We start from the raw sequence: 18,231 nt of genomic DNA, 5'->3' as shown, positions 1-18,231 counted from the left end.
CTACTATTATTGACGGTAGTAGCTTTTTTATATAATACTTAAATTATAAGTTAGTAAGGGGATATAAATATGAGTTTAAATACAAAAATGCACACTGGCGTAACGAGAATATATATGAAACATAATAAATCAATGAGAGAAGCTCACAGAAAATTATTAAATCTAGAAAAGATTTACAAAGTAAGATCAGCTAAAGATAATACTATAGTAATTGATAAAATTTTAAAAATAGTAGAGGATGTAGTCAATGATAATTAATAAAGTAATTATAAAAGATTTTTTTAGATATTATGGTGAGCAAAGTATTGAATATACAAATAAAAACTCTAATAATGTAGTTGTTATTATTGGTGAGAATGGAAGAGGTAAAACAACTCTTTTAAGTGTATTTAATTGGGTCTTATATGGTGAGGTAATGAAGCCTTTGACTATTGATACAATGTTAAATGAAAATAAGGCTAAAGAACTTAAATTTTTAGAAGAAACAGAAGCTTTTGTTTCATTAGAATTTACAGAGAATAATGAGTCATATATATTAAGGAGAAGCCAAAGATTTGTTAAATCTACTCAAGGGAAAATAAATAAGGCTGGGAATTCTAAGGTAAGTTTTATAAGAATTAAATCAAACGGAGTTAAAGAAGAGATAAAACAGGAAGATTTATTTATAAATAGAATAATTCCTAAATCCTTAAGTGGGTTTTTCTTTTTTGATGGAGAAAGAATAGATAGATTAGCTAAAATAGATGGAAAAAAAGAAATTAAAAAAGCTATATTAGATATTTTAGGGATAGATACTATAGAAAATGCTCAACTTGATTTAAATAGAACAAAAAGACATCTTGTAGAGCAAATAAAAATATATTCAAAAGGAAAAGATTCAGAAGCATTATCAATAGAACATACTGTGTACAAGGAATCATTGGAAGTAGAAAGGAAAAAGTTAATTGAAATAGAAGAAAAAATTAAAAAAACTGAAATGATATTTGAAAAATGTAATAGACAATTAAGAGAGTCTAATATAGAAGAAGTAAGACGATTAGAAGAACAAGAGCGAGGGAAAAATAATCAAAAAAGTAAGTTAATTAGTCAATTAGTTATAGAAGAGAAAAAAGTAAAAAAACATATATCAGAGAATTATAAGTATCATCTTATGGTTAAAAATAGTGAATTTGTAGAGAATTTTTTAGAAGAAAGAAGAGAAAAAGGACAATTACCCTCTAATATAAAAGTAACTTTCTTAAATGATTTATTACATAATAAAAAGTGTATATGTGGATGTTCGTTAGTAGAAGGAAGTGAAGGATATAAAAATATAGAGATGCTAAGAGAAAATGCTGGAAGAAGTGAGTTTGATNGTCAATTAGTTATAGAAGAGAAAAAAGTAAAAAAACATATATCAGAGAATTATAAGTATCATCTTATGGTTAAAAATAGTGAATTTGTAGAGAATTTTTTAGAAGAAAGAAGAGAAAAAGGACAATTACCCTCTAATATAAAAGTAACTTTCTTAAATGATTTATTACATAATAAAAAGTGTATATGTGGATGTTCGTTAGTAGAAGGAAGTGAAGGATATAAAAATATAGAGATGCTAAGAGAAAATGCTGGAAGAAGTGAGTTTGATGAAGCTTATGTTAAAATAAAAGGTTTAATAGATGGGGCTAAAAAAAATGAAGGGAAAGACTTTTTTAGAAAGCTTAACTATTTAAATGAGCAAAGAAAAAAAGTAAAAAATGAAATAATAGATGTAGATAATAAATTAAATGAGATTAGAAAAAAGTTAAGTTCTATAGAAACAGGTGATGTTGCAGCTATTGAGGAAAAAAGGGATATATGCAGGAAAAACAAAGAAATTTATTTAAGACAAGCTGGTGAAATAGAAGCCAAAATAAAAATAATAGAACAAGAGTTGAAAAAGTTAGAGATCAAAATAAAAGAGACAAATAGCAAATATGATTTTGTTCAAAAGATAAATAAAAAATTAGATACTTTAAATGAGTTAATAGAATTAAATGATGAATTTAAAGAGTTATTTACTAAAATAGTAAGAGAAGAGCTTGATTTAAAGATAAAAGAAGTGTTTGCGAAAATAACAAATAAAGATTATAGAGTTCCTGTACTTAATGAGAATTTTGAATTAAAAATAACAAGTAAACTTAATGAAGATCAAAATAAAGAAGTTGCACTTTCAACAGGAGAAGGACAGATAACAAGTTTATCATTTATAGGAGCTTTAGTATCTTATGCGAGAGAAAATAAGGATAATGATGTACTTTCAAGTTTGTATGCAAATGAGTATCCAATCGTTATGGATTCTCCATTTGGTAATTTAGATCAAATACATACGAAGAATGTAGCAAAAAATATAGGTTATTTGGCATCACAAGTTATAATAATAGTGTCACAGAAACAATGGGTAGGATATGTTGAAGAAAGTATAAAAGACCAGGTATCTGATAAGTACATTATGAGAGATGGAGACATAAATAGTGGGTATTTAGCTGGAGAGTATACTGAAATAGTTAAGGAGGTATAATTAAATTGAGAGCATTAAATAAATCACAGGAATTTGAAGGATTATATCAAGATCTTGGTAATAAGGAAAATAAACTTTTTAATTCAATGAAGGATATATATGTTTTAGCAGCGATAATAGGAGCAAAAGAAGATAAACGAAAACCTTTTTCAAATAAAGGGGGAGAACCAATAAAAGAAAGTATATTTAGCGATTCGGATAGAACATTCATGAATTTTATAGCTATAGATAGAACAAAGGATTTAAGTATATTAAAAGATGAAGAAGATTCTATAGAGCAAAAGGCTATTTTAATAGAAGAATATGCAAATGGTGGCATGGAAATATTAAAAAAATATTTGGGAGAAGACTATTTAAGTTTGGATAATTTAATAGAAGCAATAACTAATTTAGATAGAGATTTAGAAGAATTAAAGCCTAAAAAAGATATAGCAGATATATTGAATTCAATAGTAATAGAATAAAGTAATTAAAGCTCTAGGAAAATTCCTAGAGCTTTAAATCTTCTATAGTATTAAGTTTACTTAAACTTACTCTTAAGAAGTTACTTGTTAAATCACCTTGTCCAATAGCTTTTATAACATAGGATGGTTCATCTATACCACAGGCAGAACCTGAAGAAATAGCTATATCATCTTTAAGAGATTTAATCATCATTTCATTTATAATATTAGGTAAAATGAAACCAACTACTCCGGGAATATGATTATTCTCATCACCTAAAAATTTAACTTCTGGATATTTAGATGTAAGCATCTTTTTAAATTCAATTTCTAGATTATTTATATGTTTTATATATTCATTCATATTTTCTTTAGCAATTTCACAAGCTTTCCCAAAGCCAACTATATTATGAACAGCATGAGTCCCAGCTCTGAAACCATCTTCTTGTAAACCACCATGAATTAAAGAAGTTATATTAGGTCTAAGAAAAGAATCTCTTTTCATAAATGCTGCACCAACACCTTTAGGTCCATAGATTTTATGAGCTGAAAATGAAAGAAAATCAACATCTACATTTCGAATATCAATATTTATCTTTCCCAACACTTGAGTGGCATCAGAGTGAAAAAGTATATTTTTTTCTTTTGCTATAGATGAAAGTCTATTTATATCATTTAAAGAGCCAATTTCATTATTTCCCCACATAAATGATGCTAATATAGTGTTAGTTTTTATTGAATTAGCAAAAGTATCAGGTTCAACTTGACCATAATTATTTACATTAAGGAAATCAACTTCAAAGCCTCTATCAACTTTTGGAGTTACAGGGGTCTTTAATTTAACAAATCTACTAGAAGCTTTAGCTTTTTCTTTGTTTTCATAAACTTCACCATTTAAAAATTTACAAGTTTGTAGAACAGATTTATGTTCTACAGAAGAGGTTATTATATGATTTCCAGCATTCTCGTAATATTTTTTATAGTCAGCAATACCCTTAATAATGAAATTATTACTTTCACTAGCACCACTAGTAAATATTATTTCATTAGGTTTAGCATTTATTAAAGAGGCCACTTGAAGACGGGCATCTTCAACAGCTTTCTCAGCATTTTTAGCTAAAGTATAATGCCTGCTAGAAGGGTTACCATACTCTTCTTTTAAGTAAGGCAACATTGCATCTAGTACCTCTGGATCTATAGGTGTAGTAGCACTATTATCTAAATATATCATAAAGAAGCATCCCCTTTTTCGAATATCTGTTTAATAAGTTTTTCTAAATTTCCACCAGAATATTTGTAATTATGAAGTAGTAATTGTGCACCTCGATCAATATGCTTTTTTGTATGAGTAGGGTAGTATTCATCATCAGATAAATGATGACCACAATGAACTTCCATCAGGGCTTTATATATAGTATCTAAATCAGCAGTAACAGTTGCACGTTGAAGTTCTAAACCATTTCCATCCTTTTCCTCAAGGAAGTCTATAGGCTCTTCTTCTCTAAGGGAAAAAGCAATAGCTATTTTACTTAGAGCAAATGGCTTAAGATTAGTACTTGAACCAAGTTCTTCGAATATTTCTTTAGTTTGTTTTGAAGTTTTTAATCTAAATCCCATGATTACACCCTAAAATATCCTTTCTTCACTTCAGTTTTTCTTTCTTTATCATTATAAAGTAATAAATATTCATTGCAAATATGAGGCTTAATAACTTCATATAAGTTAGCATCAATTTCTTCATTAGTTGATAAAATAATAACTTGCTTACTTATATTTGGTAAATAGTTATTGGTTAATGATGCTCTGTGAGTTTCATCGATTCTAGCATAAGGTGTATCAATAATAAAAGGTATATCAACATTTGCAGTTTTTATTAAAGCCCAAATTAAGCAAAGAATATAAATTTGTTTTTCCCCTTTAGAGAAGCCATTTACATCAACTTTTGTACTCAATGTAATTAATTCTAAGGTTGGATTAGCATTTAATTTGTTTAATAATTCTTTTCTATCATTAACTTTATAATATTCAAATAAATCACTTATAAATTTGGATCCATACTTTTTAGATAATTCATCAAAATTTATATTATTAATCATATTTAGTATATCTATAGAACTATAATCCTTATCTATATATAAAGTATAGTTAAAGTTATCATCTATAGAAATATTATTTATATAATTATCTTTTCTAATAATTTCTTTGAAAATAAATAAGAAATTATTTTCAATACTTTTAATTTTATCTTTTGTAAGTTCTTCAACTATTGCATTAAGAAGATTAACTATATTATTAGATAATTCTAAGGTGTTACTTGACTGCATTGCATTAGTATATTGATTTTTAGCTCTAACTAAAGCATATTCAGCAGATGATAAATTAATGGTATCTTGTTCTATAGAAAGATTACAAAGATTTATTTTATTTTCACAAGTTGATATAGCTTCTTTTAATTTATTTTTTTTATTTAAGTATTCAACTAAAGTTTCTTCTGATACAGATAAATTTATTTTATTTCTTAAATCTTTTAATTCAGTAGATATTTCTTTAGTTCTAGAAAATTTATTTTCTATATTTGTTTTTATTTTAGAGTTATTTTCTAAGATATTATTTATAATAGATAATACATTATTTTTTTGATTACTAGAAAGACTAAGAATAGTATCTATAGTCGAGATATCAGTATCTTTAAATATATTATTTATTATATTATTAGCTATATTTTCGAACTTAGAATCATCATTAGAAGAAATACTTATTTCTTCTATAATAGAATTTTTTACAATATTTGCATCCAGTGTTGATTTTAAGTTATTAAATGATGTTAATATATCTTCATCATTTATTTGCTTTTTAGTTTTCTTAATAAGGTCTGGAATTATTAAGAAAGGTAAAGAATCATTGCAAAAGTCTTTAATGTTCTGAGTTGATTCTAATCGTTCATCTTCCAATTTTTTTATTTGTGAATTTATATAATTTTTTTCTTCTTCTAATAGACCACCAGAGTTTCTAAAGTTTTCTTCAAGTTTATTTAGTTCAATTAGTAGATTTTCTTTTAAAAGATTTTGTTCTTCAATTTCTTTGTTTAAAGAAGAAAGTTTTTCTTTTATTTCATTTACTAAAGAAGATTTTTCATCAAATTCTTCTTGAATTAAAGCTAATTTCTCATTTGAAATCAAATTATTTCTTTGATAATTAATAAGTTGTTTTTTTAAAACATTAAAAGTATCATAGTTAAATAATTGAAGTACTGCTTCTTTTAAATTATTATTGGCATTTTTGCCAGTAAAGAATTCACTAAGTTCCTCTCCATCAAAGAAAAAGAAATCAAATAATGAAGGTGGAAGTATTGATTTAAAATAGTTATTAAAGTAGATAGTTTCTTCTTTATTAAGTTTATTTTTATTTTTTAATACTATAAATTCTTCACATAATCTTTTAGATTCTATTTTCCATTTTCGTGTTAAGGAATAGTTATTTAATTCTACTCCTTCTTTAATTTCAATTACGACATTTATAAAACTTTCTACAGCTTTATTCTTAAATGCATTAACGTTTATAGAATTTTTAATTTTTGATAAATAAACAGAATTTTCACCTGTATAACCATAGGCCATTGGTCCATATATTGCTAATTTCATTGCATCAAATAAAGTAGATTTACCAGCTCCATTTTCCCCACCAACTAAAACAATATTTCTTTCTTTATTAGGGGCAAATAGAAATGTAAATTCATCTTCATAAGATCTAAAGTTTTTAAGTGTAATACTATTAATTAACATTGTCTATCTCCTCAATGATTGTTTTGTGTAAATACTTTTGATTTAAAACTTTTGATATAGATTTACTTAAATGATTTTTATTTGTATATAGCTTATTATTATTTGTTTCAATAAGTAATTTGTTAAATAAATCAATGTCTACATTAAATTCTTCACAAAGGTTTTTTACTTTTTCCATGGCTTCTTTATCAATTATAGGTTTTTTAAAATCATGCCAAGGTAGTTTTTCACCGAAAACATCGTAGTAAATTTCAACTAACTCAGTTCTGCCTAGATCTTCTTCATTATCCCATAAATTATCAATTGCTTTTAATTCATCAATAGTAATTAAATCAAAACCTGAAACATTTTCATTAATTTTCTTTTGTGTTTCTAAAAGTTTTCTTAAAATAATTTTTCTTGCTTCAAAGTTAAATGGGCCATAGCCTAAAACATTAACAAAGGCTCCCTTTTCATCTTCAAGTATTTTAGATGAATCGATTTTTGTCTCATCTATCATTGGAAGAAGTTCTAAATAAACCTTATCTTTTTCTTCTGTATTAGGATTATTTCCATGAATTGATTTTTTATGTTTTAAATCTATATAAGCTAAACCTTTTGTTGGATCGCTAAAAATACAATCTGGATTAATTTCATAATCTTCTAGTAAAGGAATAGATTTTATATAAAGTTTTTTATAATAGTGATTTCCATCTCTTCTATATTGTTGTCTATATTCATGTTTGTTTCTAATTCCTAAAATCCATTCTCTGAACTCTAATAATGGGTAAAGCCATTCTTCACCATTAGTTATAAAGCCAGTAAGTGATTTATCTTCCTTAACAACAGTACAAATCCAACAACCGAATCTAGAGTTTCCACAGCTTGGAGTATCTATTTCCCCTTTTTCATTGGCTGTTATGGTAAATGGACATTCACCTGCATCAGCACCAGCATATAAAGAAAATAGTTCTTTGTTATCTCCACCCCAAGGATTAATACCATTATTGCTAAGAAGAATTTCCCAAACATCATCAGTTGTTAAATCAACAACAGGGTTATAAACATAAGTATTTTGAAGAGTAGTATGAGGGGTAAGTAAGTAGCCTTCTATTTCCCTATTTTGTATTCTTATTTTTCTAGCTATACTCTCAGCTTTTCTAACACCAAGTAAAACAATTACTTCTCCATTTTCTTTAATTGTATTTTCTATAAATTGATTAGATGGTTTTATTTTCAATCTTTCAGTACACCATCTAAAGCGTATAGAAGTTGGAGTTGGTAAGCCTTTTCCTATTATATTGTACCAATAAGAATTAGTTACATCTGGAGTAACTATATGACTAGCTATATTTAATTCTCTTCCAGCATTATCAATTAAGCTAGAGGCTTCCTTTAAATATCCTAAAACAATAGGATTTTCAATTAATGTATCTGAAGAAACTATGTAAATTTTTTTTGTTCTTTCATTTATAGGTAGTTTAGAAACCATTTCAAAAACTAACTGAACTACAGCTGTGCTGTCTTTTCCACCGCTATAGCCTATAATCCAAGGTCTATTATCATTTTTATAAACTCTTTTCATTTCTTCTAAAATATAATCAACTTTTTCACGAGTTGAAGGATTAGATATATTTAAACTCATATTAATCTCTCCCGATATTTTTAAACTGTAATATAAATTCGAGATTATTTATGTAGAATTCTTTAGCTTGTTAAAGATCAGAACATAAATTCTCCATTCTACTATTATAAACTTAAAATAAAATAAAGACAAATAAATGAATAGAAGTAAAGGGAAATAAAATACAAAAGAAAAATATATATTTTTAACAAAAGAAAGATAATTAATTTGAAAGGTTAAGGAAAATATAGGGATGATAAGATTATTTGTTTAAATGAAACGATTCAAGAATACTTAAAAAACAATCCAGAAGCTAAAGTAGGTATCTTTTGTAGAGATAGAAATCTTGCTAAGGATATACATTCTATGTTAGCTAGAACAAGAATAAATACAATTTTACAAACTGGATCAGAAAAAATTGATTTCAATATAGATGTAATGATAACGACACTTCACTCTTCTAAAGGACTTGAATTTGATTATGTAATTGTACCAGAATTTAATGAAGATAAAAGAGTATCTTCTGAAAATGAAGATGAAGAATATTGGAATAATCAAAGAAAGCTTTGGTATGTAGCTTTTAGTAGAGCAAGAAATAAATTAGATGTTATGTATTATGACAATAAAAATGTATTATTAGAAGAAATTGATAGAGAATTATATAGAAAAATAGAATTATAATAATTAAAATAAAGTTCTGCTTCGTGATAATTTTACCTTCCTTAAAGGAAGTATTTTAAAGTAGAATTTTATTTTTATATGCATATTAAAATAAAATTTATAAATATACTATGCAAAAAATACTAATGGAAATCATATTAAAGATAACATACTGCTTAAGAATGTATATATTATTAGGGAAGGAGTAAAAGGAGTTGAATTTTTTTTATGAATCCATTTGAAGAAAGACCTATAGACTTAGAATCATCATTTCAAAGTTGGGGTGAGTTATATCCTAAGCAGTATAATAAGGAAGAGGTTGATCCTTATACTAAAACTCGTATAATTCTTATGAATGGTACTGAGTTTGAAGCAAACTGGTTTTCACATCAATTTTCAAGACATTGCGTGAATAATGATTTAAGAAGAGAATTAGCTAGAACTAGAAGAATTGAAAAGCAACAACAAATGAAAATAAGCAATTTAAAGCCTTTAGATGAATCCATTTTAGAAACAACAATAAGTTATGAGCAATTAGCTGTAGATTTAACTTGTGCGCTTGCCAAAAGTGAAAGAAATAAATATGTAAAAGCATCTTTAGATTTTGCACTTCTTGAAGATTTTGATCATTTATATAGATATGCAGATTTATTAGAAATGGATCAAGGGATTAAAGCTGAACATCTTGTAGGTCATTACACAGAAATAATGCCAGCAAGACCAACCATTGCTCATCATAGACATCCTTATGACACAATTGAAAGATTTATTGATTTTAAAAATGCTGATTTATTAACCAAATTAAATATAGGTATAATAACAGCGGCAGAACAACAAACAATGAACTATTATATGAATGTAAGCTCACTATATAAAAATGACATAGGAAGAAAGTTGTATTTAGAAATTGGTTTAGTTGAAGAAGAACATGTCACTCAATATGCAAGTCTTAAGGATACTAGATGCACATGGTTAGAAGAATTATTAATGCATGAGTATACTGAGTGTTATCTTTATTATTCCTGTTATAAGACAGAAACTGATAGCTGTATAAGAAAGTTATGGGAAGAAAACTTTTTATTAGAAGTGGCACACTTGCATAAAGCAGCAGAACTTCTCAGAAGATATGAAGGTAGAGAATGGCAAGAAATTATACCTAATGGAACATTCCCAAACATACTTGTATTAAAGTCTAATAAAGACTATATAAGAGATGTGATGAAAACAGTAAATATAACAGCACATAGAGAAGGTTATATAGATGTTGCAAATTTAGATAAATGTGCGGATTTTTATAGGTATCAGAAAATGGTTAATAGAAATTTATGTGATGTTGTTAGTCATACAGTAATAGAAAAGTATATATGTAAAAATGGAAAAGACTATAGATATCAAGAAGGACCACATCCAATAAAAGAGCTTAATAATAGAAGACGTGATAATACTGATGTAGGTAGAATAAAAAGATAAATAGGATAAAATAATTAAAACACTAGGTTTATAAAGGAATAGCCTAGTGTTTTTTTAATGCATTGGATTTAAATTGTTATAATATGAATTACTATGTTTTGAACAATTTTTTAGAAGTTTCATATAGAATTTATTTAAATAATATTAATCACTAAATATTTAATTAGTACTTTTAAGTAAAACTAAAGTTTTTCAATTTGCTATTAATAAAATTTGAATAAATATAAAACAAGAAACTAGAGTTTTATGGTATCATAAGTAAAAAATAGAATGGAGGAATCTACTATGGGACTACTTAATAAATCAGTGATGACTAATGTATTGATGTTTATTGTGCAAAAGGAGAATATTAAATGAAAAAATTTAAAATAGGATGCTTAGGAATTATAGTTGTTATAATTTTAATATTTATATTTGTAGCTATAGAAAGTAGTAATAATATAAGTAAGAAAGCTTCGAACAATCTAATTACTCAAAAAGAGAATTCATATGAAAACTCTACTGCTGAGCCTAATAAGTCTGCTCCAGCTAGTGTAAGTTCAACATTACCTCGAAATAGTTCTACTGCAAAATCAACAACTCTTTCTGCTGGAAAGTATACTGTTGGAGAAAATCTAAAACCAGGAAGGTATGTTATTAAATCAGAAAGTAGTTCTGGAAATCTAGTTATTTCTTCTAATGGAATAAATAATATTAATGCTATTTTAACTGGAGTAAATGAACCTTTAGCTAATGGTAGTGTAGAAAATGTAACATGTGATTTGGCAAAAGGGGCTCAAGTTCAAATTAGTTCCATGAATAAAGTTTCATTTATTCCTGCATCTACATCTTTACATGAAATTTTAGGTACTGGAACTTGGACTGTTGGACTAGATATAGAGCCTGGAAAATATAATGTAGTTCCTGCAAATGGTAGTGGAGATTTTATTATTTATTCTCCAGATGGAACTGAGCTTGTTAATCAAAAAATAAGTTCAAGTACTAATCCACCACAAGGATCTGTAGAAAGTTACAACTGTTCTTTGGTAACAGGTGATGTTGTTAAAATTTCTTCTATAAATGAAGTTAAACTTGAAACTAATACAACTAATCATGAAAGTACTTTTAACCCTAATGGAGTTGTTAAGAAATTAGGTAATGGACATGACCATGCTAAATTACATAGTAGTCCATCATCATCTTCAAGTGGATATGATTTAGGAGTTGGAACTCCTGTACAAATTTTAGGTGAAACAAATGAGTATTATCATGTAGATTTAAGTAATGGTAATACTGGTTATATATATGCACCTTATGTAGAACGTACTAATTAAGAAAAAGGGTAGATAAAATAATATTTATTTCTAACTATAATTTTTAATTATAATGCCCAAAATAATATTGTATTAAATGATAAATATAAATATTATGTGAGGTAAGAACATGGGAATAAATATAGAAATACTAAAAAGAAAATGGCATCTTTAGGACTTAGAAAGGATGAAAGTGGAGATTATAAAGCTATTGATCCAGAAGACAGAACTTCAGCATTTGTTCCAGTAAGAAAAGCAATAACAAGGGACCCAAAACATTAATAAAAAGATATACAAAAATATTGAAATAGTTTAGCGTAAGCTAGGCTATTTTTTTGCTATGGTTTATATTAAAAAAAACAAAGTGTTACAAAAGTGTGAATTAAATGTAACTTAGTAGATAAGAAAATTATACATTTTTGTGTTAGCATGAGGTTAAAACAACTAAACTAATATTTTCTTGTAAAGGAGGAAAATACTAATGAGAAGTAAAGCTATATTAGGATTAATAGCGACAGCTACTGTAGGGACAGCTGTATCAAGCCCTATGCTATATCATCATGGTTATAATAAAAGGAATCATTTTAAGAATAATATATTATTAATGAATAATAATGGTGAAGTTAAAACAAGTGAAGCTGTGGTTATCAATGGTAATAATAGCCTTGTATTATATGGACTATCAAATGGTAAAGGAATTGTTTCTTATTTATCAACAGGTGAAATGTTAAGTATTTTAAGCAATAATAATGGTTATTATAAAGTAAAGGTACATGAAACAGGAGCAGTAGGATATATATCAAAGGCAAATGCTAAAGTAATATTTAATTGTGAAAACAGTAATTTAACAAGTCTTAGTGGAACTGGATCAATAATAAATGTAAGTTCAGCTGTTAATTTAAGAACAAAAGCTGGAATAAATTCTTCTATTATAGGGAAGTTACATAATGGACAAGGAATAACTTTTCTAGGTCAACAAGGACAATGGTACAAGGTAGAGGTTGATGGTCAAGTTGGATATGTTTATGAAGAGTATATTTCAACATCATCTTCTGGAGTTTCAGGAAACTTATCGACAGGAAATGTAGGAGCTACAAGTAGTTCATCAGTATCAAGTAATGAAATCTCAAATGAAGGAAGTTCAATAACTTCAAGTAATAATTCATCATCAATTGCTAATAATACAAATACAGGAAGTAAAAATAGAAATTCAAATCATATAACAGTAGGAAGTAAAAATTCTCAAGCATCAAATTCTACAAAATTACAAACAGGGTCAACAACAAGTATAACTCATAATGGAGTTAATCAAAGTAACAATATCAATAACAATACTGAAAATAAATCATCAGAAACTACAAACAAAGGAATAGGGAATATTGTAAATAAAACAGCTTATATAACTAATGTAAAGACAAATGGAAAGCCAATATTTGGAGGATGGCAGTTGGATAATGGACAACCTGTAACTATATTAGGAGAGAAGGGTGATTGTTATAAAGTAAGTGTTTATAATGATGGAGATACTGGATATATAAATAAGAAATATATAACATTCCAAAATAATGAGAATGAAATACATCCAAATAATAATGCCTTAGTATCTAAGTATTTTGGTACTTGGACAGTTGGAAAGAAAATAGGTAGTACTATAGGAATAAATGGAACATATAAATCTTACGAAGGAAAAAAAGTAATAATAACACCAAGTTTGTATTCATTTAATGGAACAGTTATAAAAAATCCTAATTATTATATAGTTACAATGAATCCAAGTACATTATTTGGAAATTCACAATATGATAATTATGGAGCTATAAAGCTTAATCAATATGGAGAAATGGAAATAATAATGGCAGTTCCAAATACTCAAAAAGTTACTAATAAAGATTTTATTGATAAGCTTCAATATATGGCCTTTGGAAACAATCCGATTATAATATCCGGAGACAGTTTAGTTACATGGGGTGGTGGAGCAGGAAATTCTTCTATTAATCAATGTAACAAGGGTTCAGAAAATACAACTTCAAAAAATCAAAGTAACAGCACTAATAATCTAGAAAATAATGGAACACAAAGAAAAGATGATAATTCTGGAACTTTACAAAAAACATCTAATAAAAATGACAAAACAACTTCAAAGAATGGAAGTATTAAATGGGTAGAATCATTTAATTCAGATAGGACAATAAATATTAATGATGTAGTTGTAAAAAATACAACTGGAAATAACATTTCAAATAGTAAATTAGCTCAGTTTATGAGAAAATGGATTTTAGAAGGACAATTAAATTGTAATCAAACTACTCTTAATACTACAGGATGGATGCCACAATGGCTTAAAGTAGTTTCTAATAATGAACTTATTAATGCTTTTATAGAAGCAAATGGAACAAATGTACTTAAAAATAATATAACTGCTAATGAGTTTAATAATGCAACTTTAAAATTATATGCTAATCTTAATAAACAAAAGGAACCATTTACTCTTGATGAAGCAACTAAACTTATAAAACAATTATTCCCAGATACAGATATAACAAAAGTAGTACCAGAAAAAGGTTGCTATTATGTTTATACAAAGGAATCTGGTAATAATATTTATGTTGTAGTAAATGCATATACAGGAAATTATCATTCTTAATTAATTAGGTAAAATAGAAACACCAATTTAGTAAATATCTAGGTTGGTGTTTTGTTATTAGTGTTTAACTTTAATTTAAACTTATCTAAGGACTAGTTACTATAACACTTTAATTTACTACAATCTAGAGACAAGTATAGTCATGTCAAGATAACATTAATAAACGTAGACTTAATTTAGGTGGAATTTTGGCTACATGTGAATATTTAGTCAAGGTTATCTAGAAACGTGAGCTTGTTTATCTCCTAGGAGTATTAGAACCTCTAGTTATTAGGTGAAATTTAGGTGAAGCTTTCAAGTAAGAATTATTTTCTTCTATATTAAAGAAATAGTTACCCCATCTTTATTTAGTATACATATTTTTCTGTAAAAATATTATGTAAGGGGGATTTTTATGGAAAAGATTAGATTAATAATAATTTTTTCAATAGCTTTTGCAACTCCATTTTTGGTTAGTAAGTGTAAGAAAGCATTGAAGAAATCTAAAGGTGAAGAAGAAGATATAAATTTAAATATAGATATAAATAAAAGGATTGAAACTACTAAAAACTTAGATGAAAAAACTCATATTTTTGAGAAAAACTTTGATTATATTTATCCTAAAGTAGATGAACATCAACTTTTTGGTACAAAAACAGCAATGGGACTTATATATCATAAATTTGAGCCAGCTGAAGAAATAGAAATTAGCTATAATAAAACAAAGAGGAGTAAGCTTTTTATAAAATTAGATTCAGATATATCTGATTTAAAGATTGTAATAACACAACCTTTATCTATAACAGTATATAAAGAAATTCAATTAAAATCTCCAAAAGAAGAAATGGAAATTAATCTTGATGAATTTGAAGAAGATTCTATAATCTTAAAGTTAACAGGAAGAGCTGAAAACTGTAAATTACTAATTAAATTAATAAATAAGAATTAAGGCTATAATATAAAAAGGACTATTGTCCTATGATATAATATGATTAAATTTATATAATAATATATCGAGGTGATATTTCTATATTGGTAGATAAGACTAATCAAAAAATAAGTTTAGAAGAATTTGAATCAATGGATAAAGATAGTAACTATAAAATGGAGTATATAGATGGATATTTACTAACAAGTTCTAATAGTTCGATGACACATAATAAAATAGTGAATAGAATCAATAGTAGTATAGATAGATATTTACTTGATAAGCCATGTGAAGTATTTTCAGAACAAATAGATGTTATATTAGGAGAAAATAGAGTTAAGCCGGATGTTTTTGTTGTTTGTAGAGAAAACGGTAGTTTTAAGAAAATAGGGAAATCATTCTTAATAATTCCTAAAATTACTTTTGAAGTAGTTTTTCATAGTAATACTAGTTTAGATACTATAACTAAGATGGAGCTTTATTCTAGATTTGGCATAGAAGAGTATAACCTAGTTTATCAAGAAGGATTAATACAACAGTATAGATTAATAACAGGCGCTGAGACAAAGGACTATTACTTGCATGAGGCTTATAATAAAGAGGATATTTACAAAAGTTTAGTAATGGAAAATTTGCAAATAGAATTAAAAGATATTTTTTATAATTTAGAATTCTAAAATTTATTCAATAGAAACTCTATATGGAGATATGCAAAAATATTTCTATATAGAGTTTTTTTATAGCAATTATATAAAGATATTAGATAAGAAATAACCTAGTGATATAAGAAATATAATATTAGTCGATACACCTATTATAATCGCAATGGCACTCTTAAAAAAGTTAATTCTCAGACTTCCTTCTATAAGAGATATAACTGTTCTAGCTACTGGGACAAGCCTAAGACCTATAGAGCTTAGAATATTTCCATTAGATAATGTTAAGGTTGCTTTTTTTATCCATTTATCTATTCGTGTCGATTTCTTAGAGAATGCTCGTAGTACTTTTTCCCCACAAAAGTATCCTACGAAATACATTATAAAACTAGCTAATATTCCACTTACTAGACATACAGTTACACCTGCAAAGGCATTGATTTTTCCATGAGCAATCAAAATTCCTACAGGAGGAAGTATTGCTCCAGTTCCTAACCAAGGGGCTCCGAGATGTTCTAAAAAATTTAATGAAAAAATCAATATAAGGCTATTGTCTATGAAATGATTTAGTATAGGTTTCATTTTACCCCCTTATGTAATTGATTTTAGTTGTGATTAGTTAAGTTCTTTTTATTTAAGTATATTTATTTTTATTTAATCTTATAAATATAGCCTAACTATTATAGTATAATCCATTATTTAACTTTCTAAAGTTTATTTATATTTCATTAATATTACAATTATGTAAAAATTATAATAGCTATAGAAATATGCTTTTAATAAAAAGTTTTTTATGGATATTATTTTAAAAATCACTAAGATAATTTTTGAATAGGATAAATTTTTTTTATGTATTTTATTTAGTGTACCCTAGTTTAATTATAATTATTAGAAAATATAAAGAATAATTATATAAATAGATTAGCTCATTATTTTTATCCACAAAAGTCTACTTTATAGGAGTATTTATATATTTGTTTTAATAAAATAATATTTTATAAAGGTAGATAGAATGAATAATTATAAAATTACTTTAATTTATTTTATAATTGATAAAAATATAGTATATATATCTAATAATTAACTAATAAAAATTTATATACATGAATTATTTACAGCCACTTAATATGAGATATTTAAAGGTTAAAGTATAATCAATAGTAAGCAATATTTTAGTTAACATATTTAAGGGGAGAAAAGTTGATGAAAAAAAGATTAATACAAGTAATAGCAATATTAGGGGGAGTGTGTATATTATCTTTAGGTGGATTAGCTTTGGGAAATAAGATTTCCAATAAACATAATAAAGAGATGGTTAAAGTAGAAGAAGTTAATGTTGTAGATGGTAAAAAAGAAGATGATAATAAAGTAAATGATGAAAACAAGACTAATATAAATAATGATACTTCAAATGGAGAAGCAGAAAAAGAAAATAGTAAAGTTGTTGAAAAAAACAATAATACTTCAAATGATAAGGAAGGAAAAGAGGGGAATAAGGTTACCGAGAAAAATAATGATACTTCAAATGATGGGGGAGAAAAAGAAAGCAATAAAGTTGTTGATAAAAATAATGATCATAAGAAAGATAATATATCAATAATGAAAAAAGAAATAAGAGATATAATGTTAAAAGCTTATAAACAAGATATTAAAGACAATATAGAATATGTAGAACAAGTTCATGTCGGTTCTGGGGAAAGAATACCAAAAGAATTAGTAAATACTGATTTATATAGATTCCGTATAACAAAAGGATGGTCTCAAGAAGAAATATATTATTATGATTATGCAAATAAGAATCTATTTGTATCAACTTTACGAAATGTAGAATTAGTTAATGATAATTTTAGAGATATAATAGCTGAAAGGTATGGTAAGGTAAATATAGGAAAAGAAAAAGCTCAGGAACTAATGAATAAATATATTAAGCCAGAGCTTAGCCAAGGAGAAGAAGCTGCTATTGAAGACAAAGAGCTACTACCTTTAGGAATCGGTGGTGGAGGTATGTACTCTGGAGATGAGTATGTTGATGCGGCTACTAAATTCTATAAGGTAAATGTAGTTAAAGATAATAAGACTGAAGTTGAGTATTTAATAAGTTCTTATGATGGTAGTGTATATAGAGAAATAGATGGTAAAAAATTAAATTAGTGGAGTAAATGAGAAATTAAATTAGGGTTAATTTCTACTAAGAGAGATTTTTTTATAATTTATGATATACAAAATGAAATAAAGAAA

15 protein-coding genes are annotated in these 18,231 nt (G+C 26.2%); 10 read left to right on the top strand and 5 right to left on the bottom strand.

Features of this window, described 5'->3' with window-relative positions; all coding sequences use genetic code 11:
* Nucleotides 1-69 precede the first annotated feature (69 nt).
* The 3 genes from ARA19_RS05930 to ARA19_RS05920 all read left to right on the top strand — a co-directional run bounded on the left by ARA19_RS05930 (nucleotide 70) and on the right by ARA19_RS05920 (nucleotide 3,000).
* The gene (locus ARA19_RS05930) at nucleotides 70-258 is read left to right on the top strand and encodes a hypothetical protein (protein WP_055070050.1); all 189 of its coding nucleotides are present in this window, start codon (nucleotides 70-72) and stop codon (nucleotides 256-258) included.
* A complete protein-coding gene (locus ARA19_RS18305; protein WP_055070049.1) occupies nucleotides 248-2,536 on the top strand; it encodes an AAA family ATPase in 2,289 nt (762 codons plus the stop codon). The genes ARA19_RS05930 and ARA19_RS18305 overlap by 11 nt, the downstream gene beginning before the upstream one ends.
* Nucleotides 2,537-2,541: 5 nt before the next feature.
* Nucleotides 2,542-3,000: a DNA phosphorothioation-associated protein 4 gene (locus ARA19_RS05920; RefSeq protein ID WP_055070048.1), complete on the top strand. Its 459-nt coding sequence runs from the start codon at nucleotides 2,542-2,544 to the stop codon at nucleotides 2,998-3,000.
* 25 nt (nucleotides 3,001-3,025) lie between these two features.
* Here ARA19_RS05920 and ARA19_RS05915 read toward each other — a convergent pair whose 3' ends face one another.
* From ARA19_RS05915 to dndC, 4 genes are read right to left on the bottom strand one after another with little or no spacing between them, the layout of a single operon-like run.
* The gene (locus tag ARA19_RS05915; RefSeq protein WP_055070047.1) at nucleotides 3,026-4,210 is read right to left on the bottom strand and encodes a cysteine desulfurase family protein; all 1,185 of its coding nucleotides are present in this window, start codon (nucleotides 4,208-4,210) and stop codon (nucleotides 3,026-3,028) included.
* Nucleotides 4,207-4,596 (bottom strand): DndE family protein, encoded by a 390-nt coding sequence (locus ARA19_RS05910; RefSeq protein ID WP_055070046.1) that lies wholly within the window; start codon nucleotides 4,594-4,596, stop codon nucleotides 4,207-4,209. The genes ARA19_RS05915 and ARA19_RS05910 overlap by 4 nt, the downstream gene beginning before the upstream one ends.
* Before the next feature lie 2 nt (nucleotides 4,597-4,598).
* Nucleotides 4,599-6,761 carry an AAA family ATPase gene (locus ARA19_RS05905; protein WP_055070045.1) on the bottom strand — a complete coding sequence of 721 codons (2,163 nt, stop codon included), beginning with the start codon at nucleotides 6,759-6,761 and terminating at the stop codon, nucleotides 4,599-4,601.
* A complete protein-coding gene (dndC, locus tag ARA19_RS05900; protein WP_055070044.1) occupies nucleotides 6,751-8,385 on the bottom strand; it encodes a DNA phosphorothioation system sulfurtransferase DndC in 1,635 nt (544 codons plus the stop codon). The genes ARA19_RS05905 and dndC overlap by 11 nt, the downstream gene beginning before the upstream one ends.
* Nucleotides 8,386-8,730: 345 nt before the next feature.
* Between dndC and ARA19_RS05895 the strand changes: the two genes are divergently transcribed.
* The 6 genes from ARA19_RS05895 (at nucleotide 8,731) to ARA19_RS05870 (ending at nucleotide 16,014) form a co-directional block, all read left to right on the top strand.
* Nucleotides 8,731-9,045: a 3'-5' exonuclease gene (locus ARA19_RS05895; protein ID WP_055070043.1), complete on the top strand. Its 315-nt coding sequence runs from the start codon at nucleotides 8,731-8,733 to the stop codon at nucleotides 9,043-9,045.
* Between the two features lie 207 nt (nucleotides 9,046-9,252).
* Nucleotides 9,253-10,494, top strand: a complete 1,242-nt coding sequence (locus ARA19_RS05890; RefSeq protein WP_055070042.1) for a hypothetical protein — start codon at nucleotides 9,253-9,255, stop codon at nucleotides 10,492-10,494.
* 353 nt (nucleotides 10,495-10,847) lie between these two features.
* Complete coding sequence (locus ARA19_RS05885) at nucleotides 10,848-11,807, top strand: SH3 domain-containing protein (protein WP_055070041.1); 960 nt, start codon at nucleotides 10,848-10,850, stop codon at nucleotides 11,805-11,807.
* 460 nt (nucleotides 11,808-12,267) lie between these two features.
* On the top strand, nucleotides 12,268-14,430 hold the full coding sequence (locus tag ARA19_RS05880; RefSeq protein ID WP_055070040.1) for an SH3 domain-containing protein: 2,163 nt from the start codon (nucleotides 12,268-12,270) through the stop codon (nucleotides 14,428-14,430).
* A gap of 394 nt (nucleotides 14,431-14,824) precedes the next feature.
* Nucleotides 14,825-15,358, top strand: coding sequence for a hypothetical protein (locus ARA19_RS05875; protein WP_055070039.1), 534 nt, complete (start codon nucleotides 14,825-14,827; stop codon nucleotides 15,356-15,358).
* A gap of 83 nt (nucleotides 15,359-15,441) precedes the next feature.
* Entirely contained in the window at nucleotides 15,442-16,014 is a 573-nt protein-coding gene (locus ARA19_RS05870) for a Uma2 family endonuclease (protein WP_055070038.1), read from the top strand.
* 69 nt (nucleotides 16,015-16,083) lie between these two features.
* Here the strand turns inward: ARA19_RS05870 and ARA19_RS05865 are convergent, their stop codons facing one another.
* A complete protein-coding gene (locus tag ARA19_RS05865; protein WP_055070037.1) occupies nucleotides 16,084-16,575 on the bottom strand; it encodes a DedA family protein in 492 nt (163 codons plus the stop codon).
* 621 nt (nucleotides 16,576-17,196) lie between these two features.
* Between ARA19_RS05865 and ARA19_RS05860 the strand changes: the two genes are divergently transcribed.
* Nucleotides 17,197-18,144 carry a hypothetical protein gene (locus tag ARA19_RS05860; protein WP_055070036.1) on the top strand — a complete coding sequence of 316 codons (948 nt, stop codon included), beginning with the start codon at nucleotides 17,197-17,199 and terminating at the stop codon, nucleotides 18,142-18,144.
* Nucleotides 18,145-18,231: the final 87 nt, after the last annotated feature.

The sequence above is a fragment of the Clostridium massiliamazoniense genome (assembly GCF_001403635.1).
GTDB classification, from domain to species: domain Bacteria; phylum Bacillota; class Clostridia; order Clostridiales; family Clostridiaceae; genus Sarcina; species Sarcina massiliamazoniense.
This window is presented reverse-complemented; position numbering and strand designations above follow the sequence as displayed.

What these genes read in the sequence shown, in the direction of transcription:
- ARA19_RS05930 (WP_055070050.1), top strand. Translation starts at nt 70, where the DNA reads ATGAGTTTAAATACAAAAATGCACACTGGCGTAACGAGAATATATATG.
- ARA19_RS05915 (WP_055070047.1), bottom strand. Translation starts at nt 4,210, where the DNA reads ATGATATATTTAGATAATAGTGCTACTACACCTATAGATCCAGAGGTA.
- ARA19_RS05910 (WP_055070046.1), bottom strand. Translation starts at nt 4,596, where the DNA reads ATGGGATTTAGATTAAAAACTTCAAAACAAACTAAAGAAATATTCGAA.
- ARA19_RS05905 (WP_055070045.1), bottom strand. Translation starts at nt 6,761, where the DNA reads ATGTTAATTAATAGTATTACACTTAAAAACTTTAGATCTTATGAAGAT.
- dndC (WP_055070044.1), bottom strand. Translation starts at nt 8,385, where the DNA reads ATGAGTTTAAATATATCTAATCCTTCAACTCGTGAAAAAGTTGATTAT.
- ARA19_RS05895 (WP_055070043.1), top strand. Translation starts at nt 8,731, where the DNA reads ATGTTAGCTAGAACAAGAATAAATACAATTTTACAAACTGGATCAGAA.
- ARA19_RS05890 (WP_055070042.1), top strand. Translation starts at nt 9,253, where the DNA reads ATGAATCCATTTGAAGAAAGACCTATAGACTTAGAATCATCATTTCAA.
- ARA19_RS05885 (WP_055070041.1), top strand. Translation starts at nt 10,848, where the DNA reads ATGAAAAAATTTAAAATAGGATGCTTAGGAATTATAGTTGTTATAATT.
- ARA19_RS05880 (WP_055070040.1), top strand. Translation starts at nt 12,268, where the DNA reads ATGAGAAGTAAAGCTATATTAGGATTAATAGCGACAGCTACTGTAGGG.
- ARA19_RS05875 (WP_055070039.1), top strand. Translation starts at nt 14,825, where the DNA reads ATGGAAAAGATTAGATTAATAATAATTTTTTCAATAGCTTTTGCAACT.
- ARA19_RS05865 (WP_055070037.1), bottom strand. Translation starts at nt 16,575, where the DNA reads ATGAAACCTATACTAAATCATTTCATAGACAATAGCCTTATATTGATT.
- ARA19_RS05860 (WP_055070036.1), top strand. Translation starts at nt 17,197, where the DNA reads ATGAAAAAAAGATTAATACAAGTAATAGCAATATTAGGGGGAGTGTGT.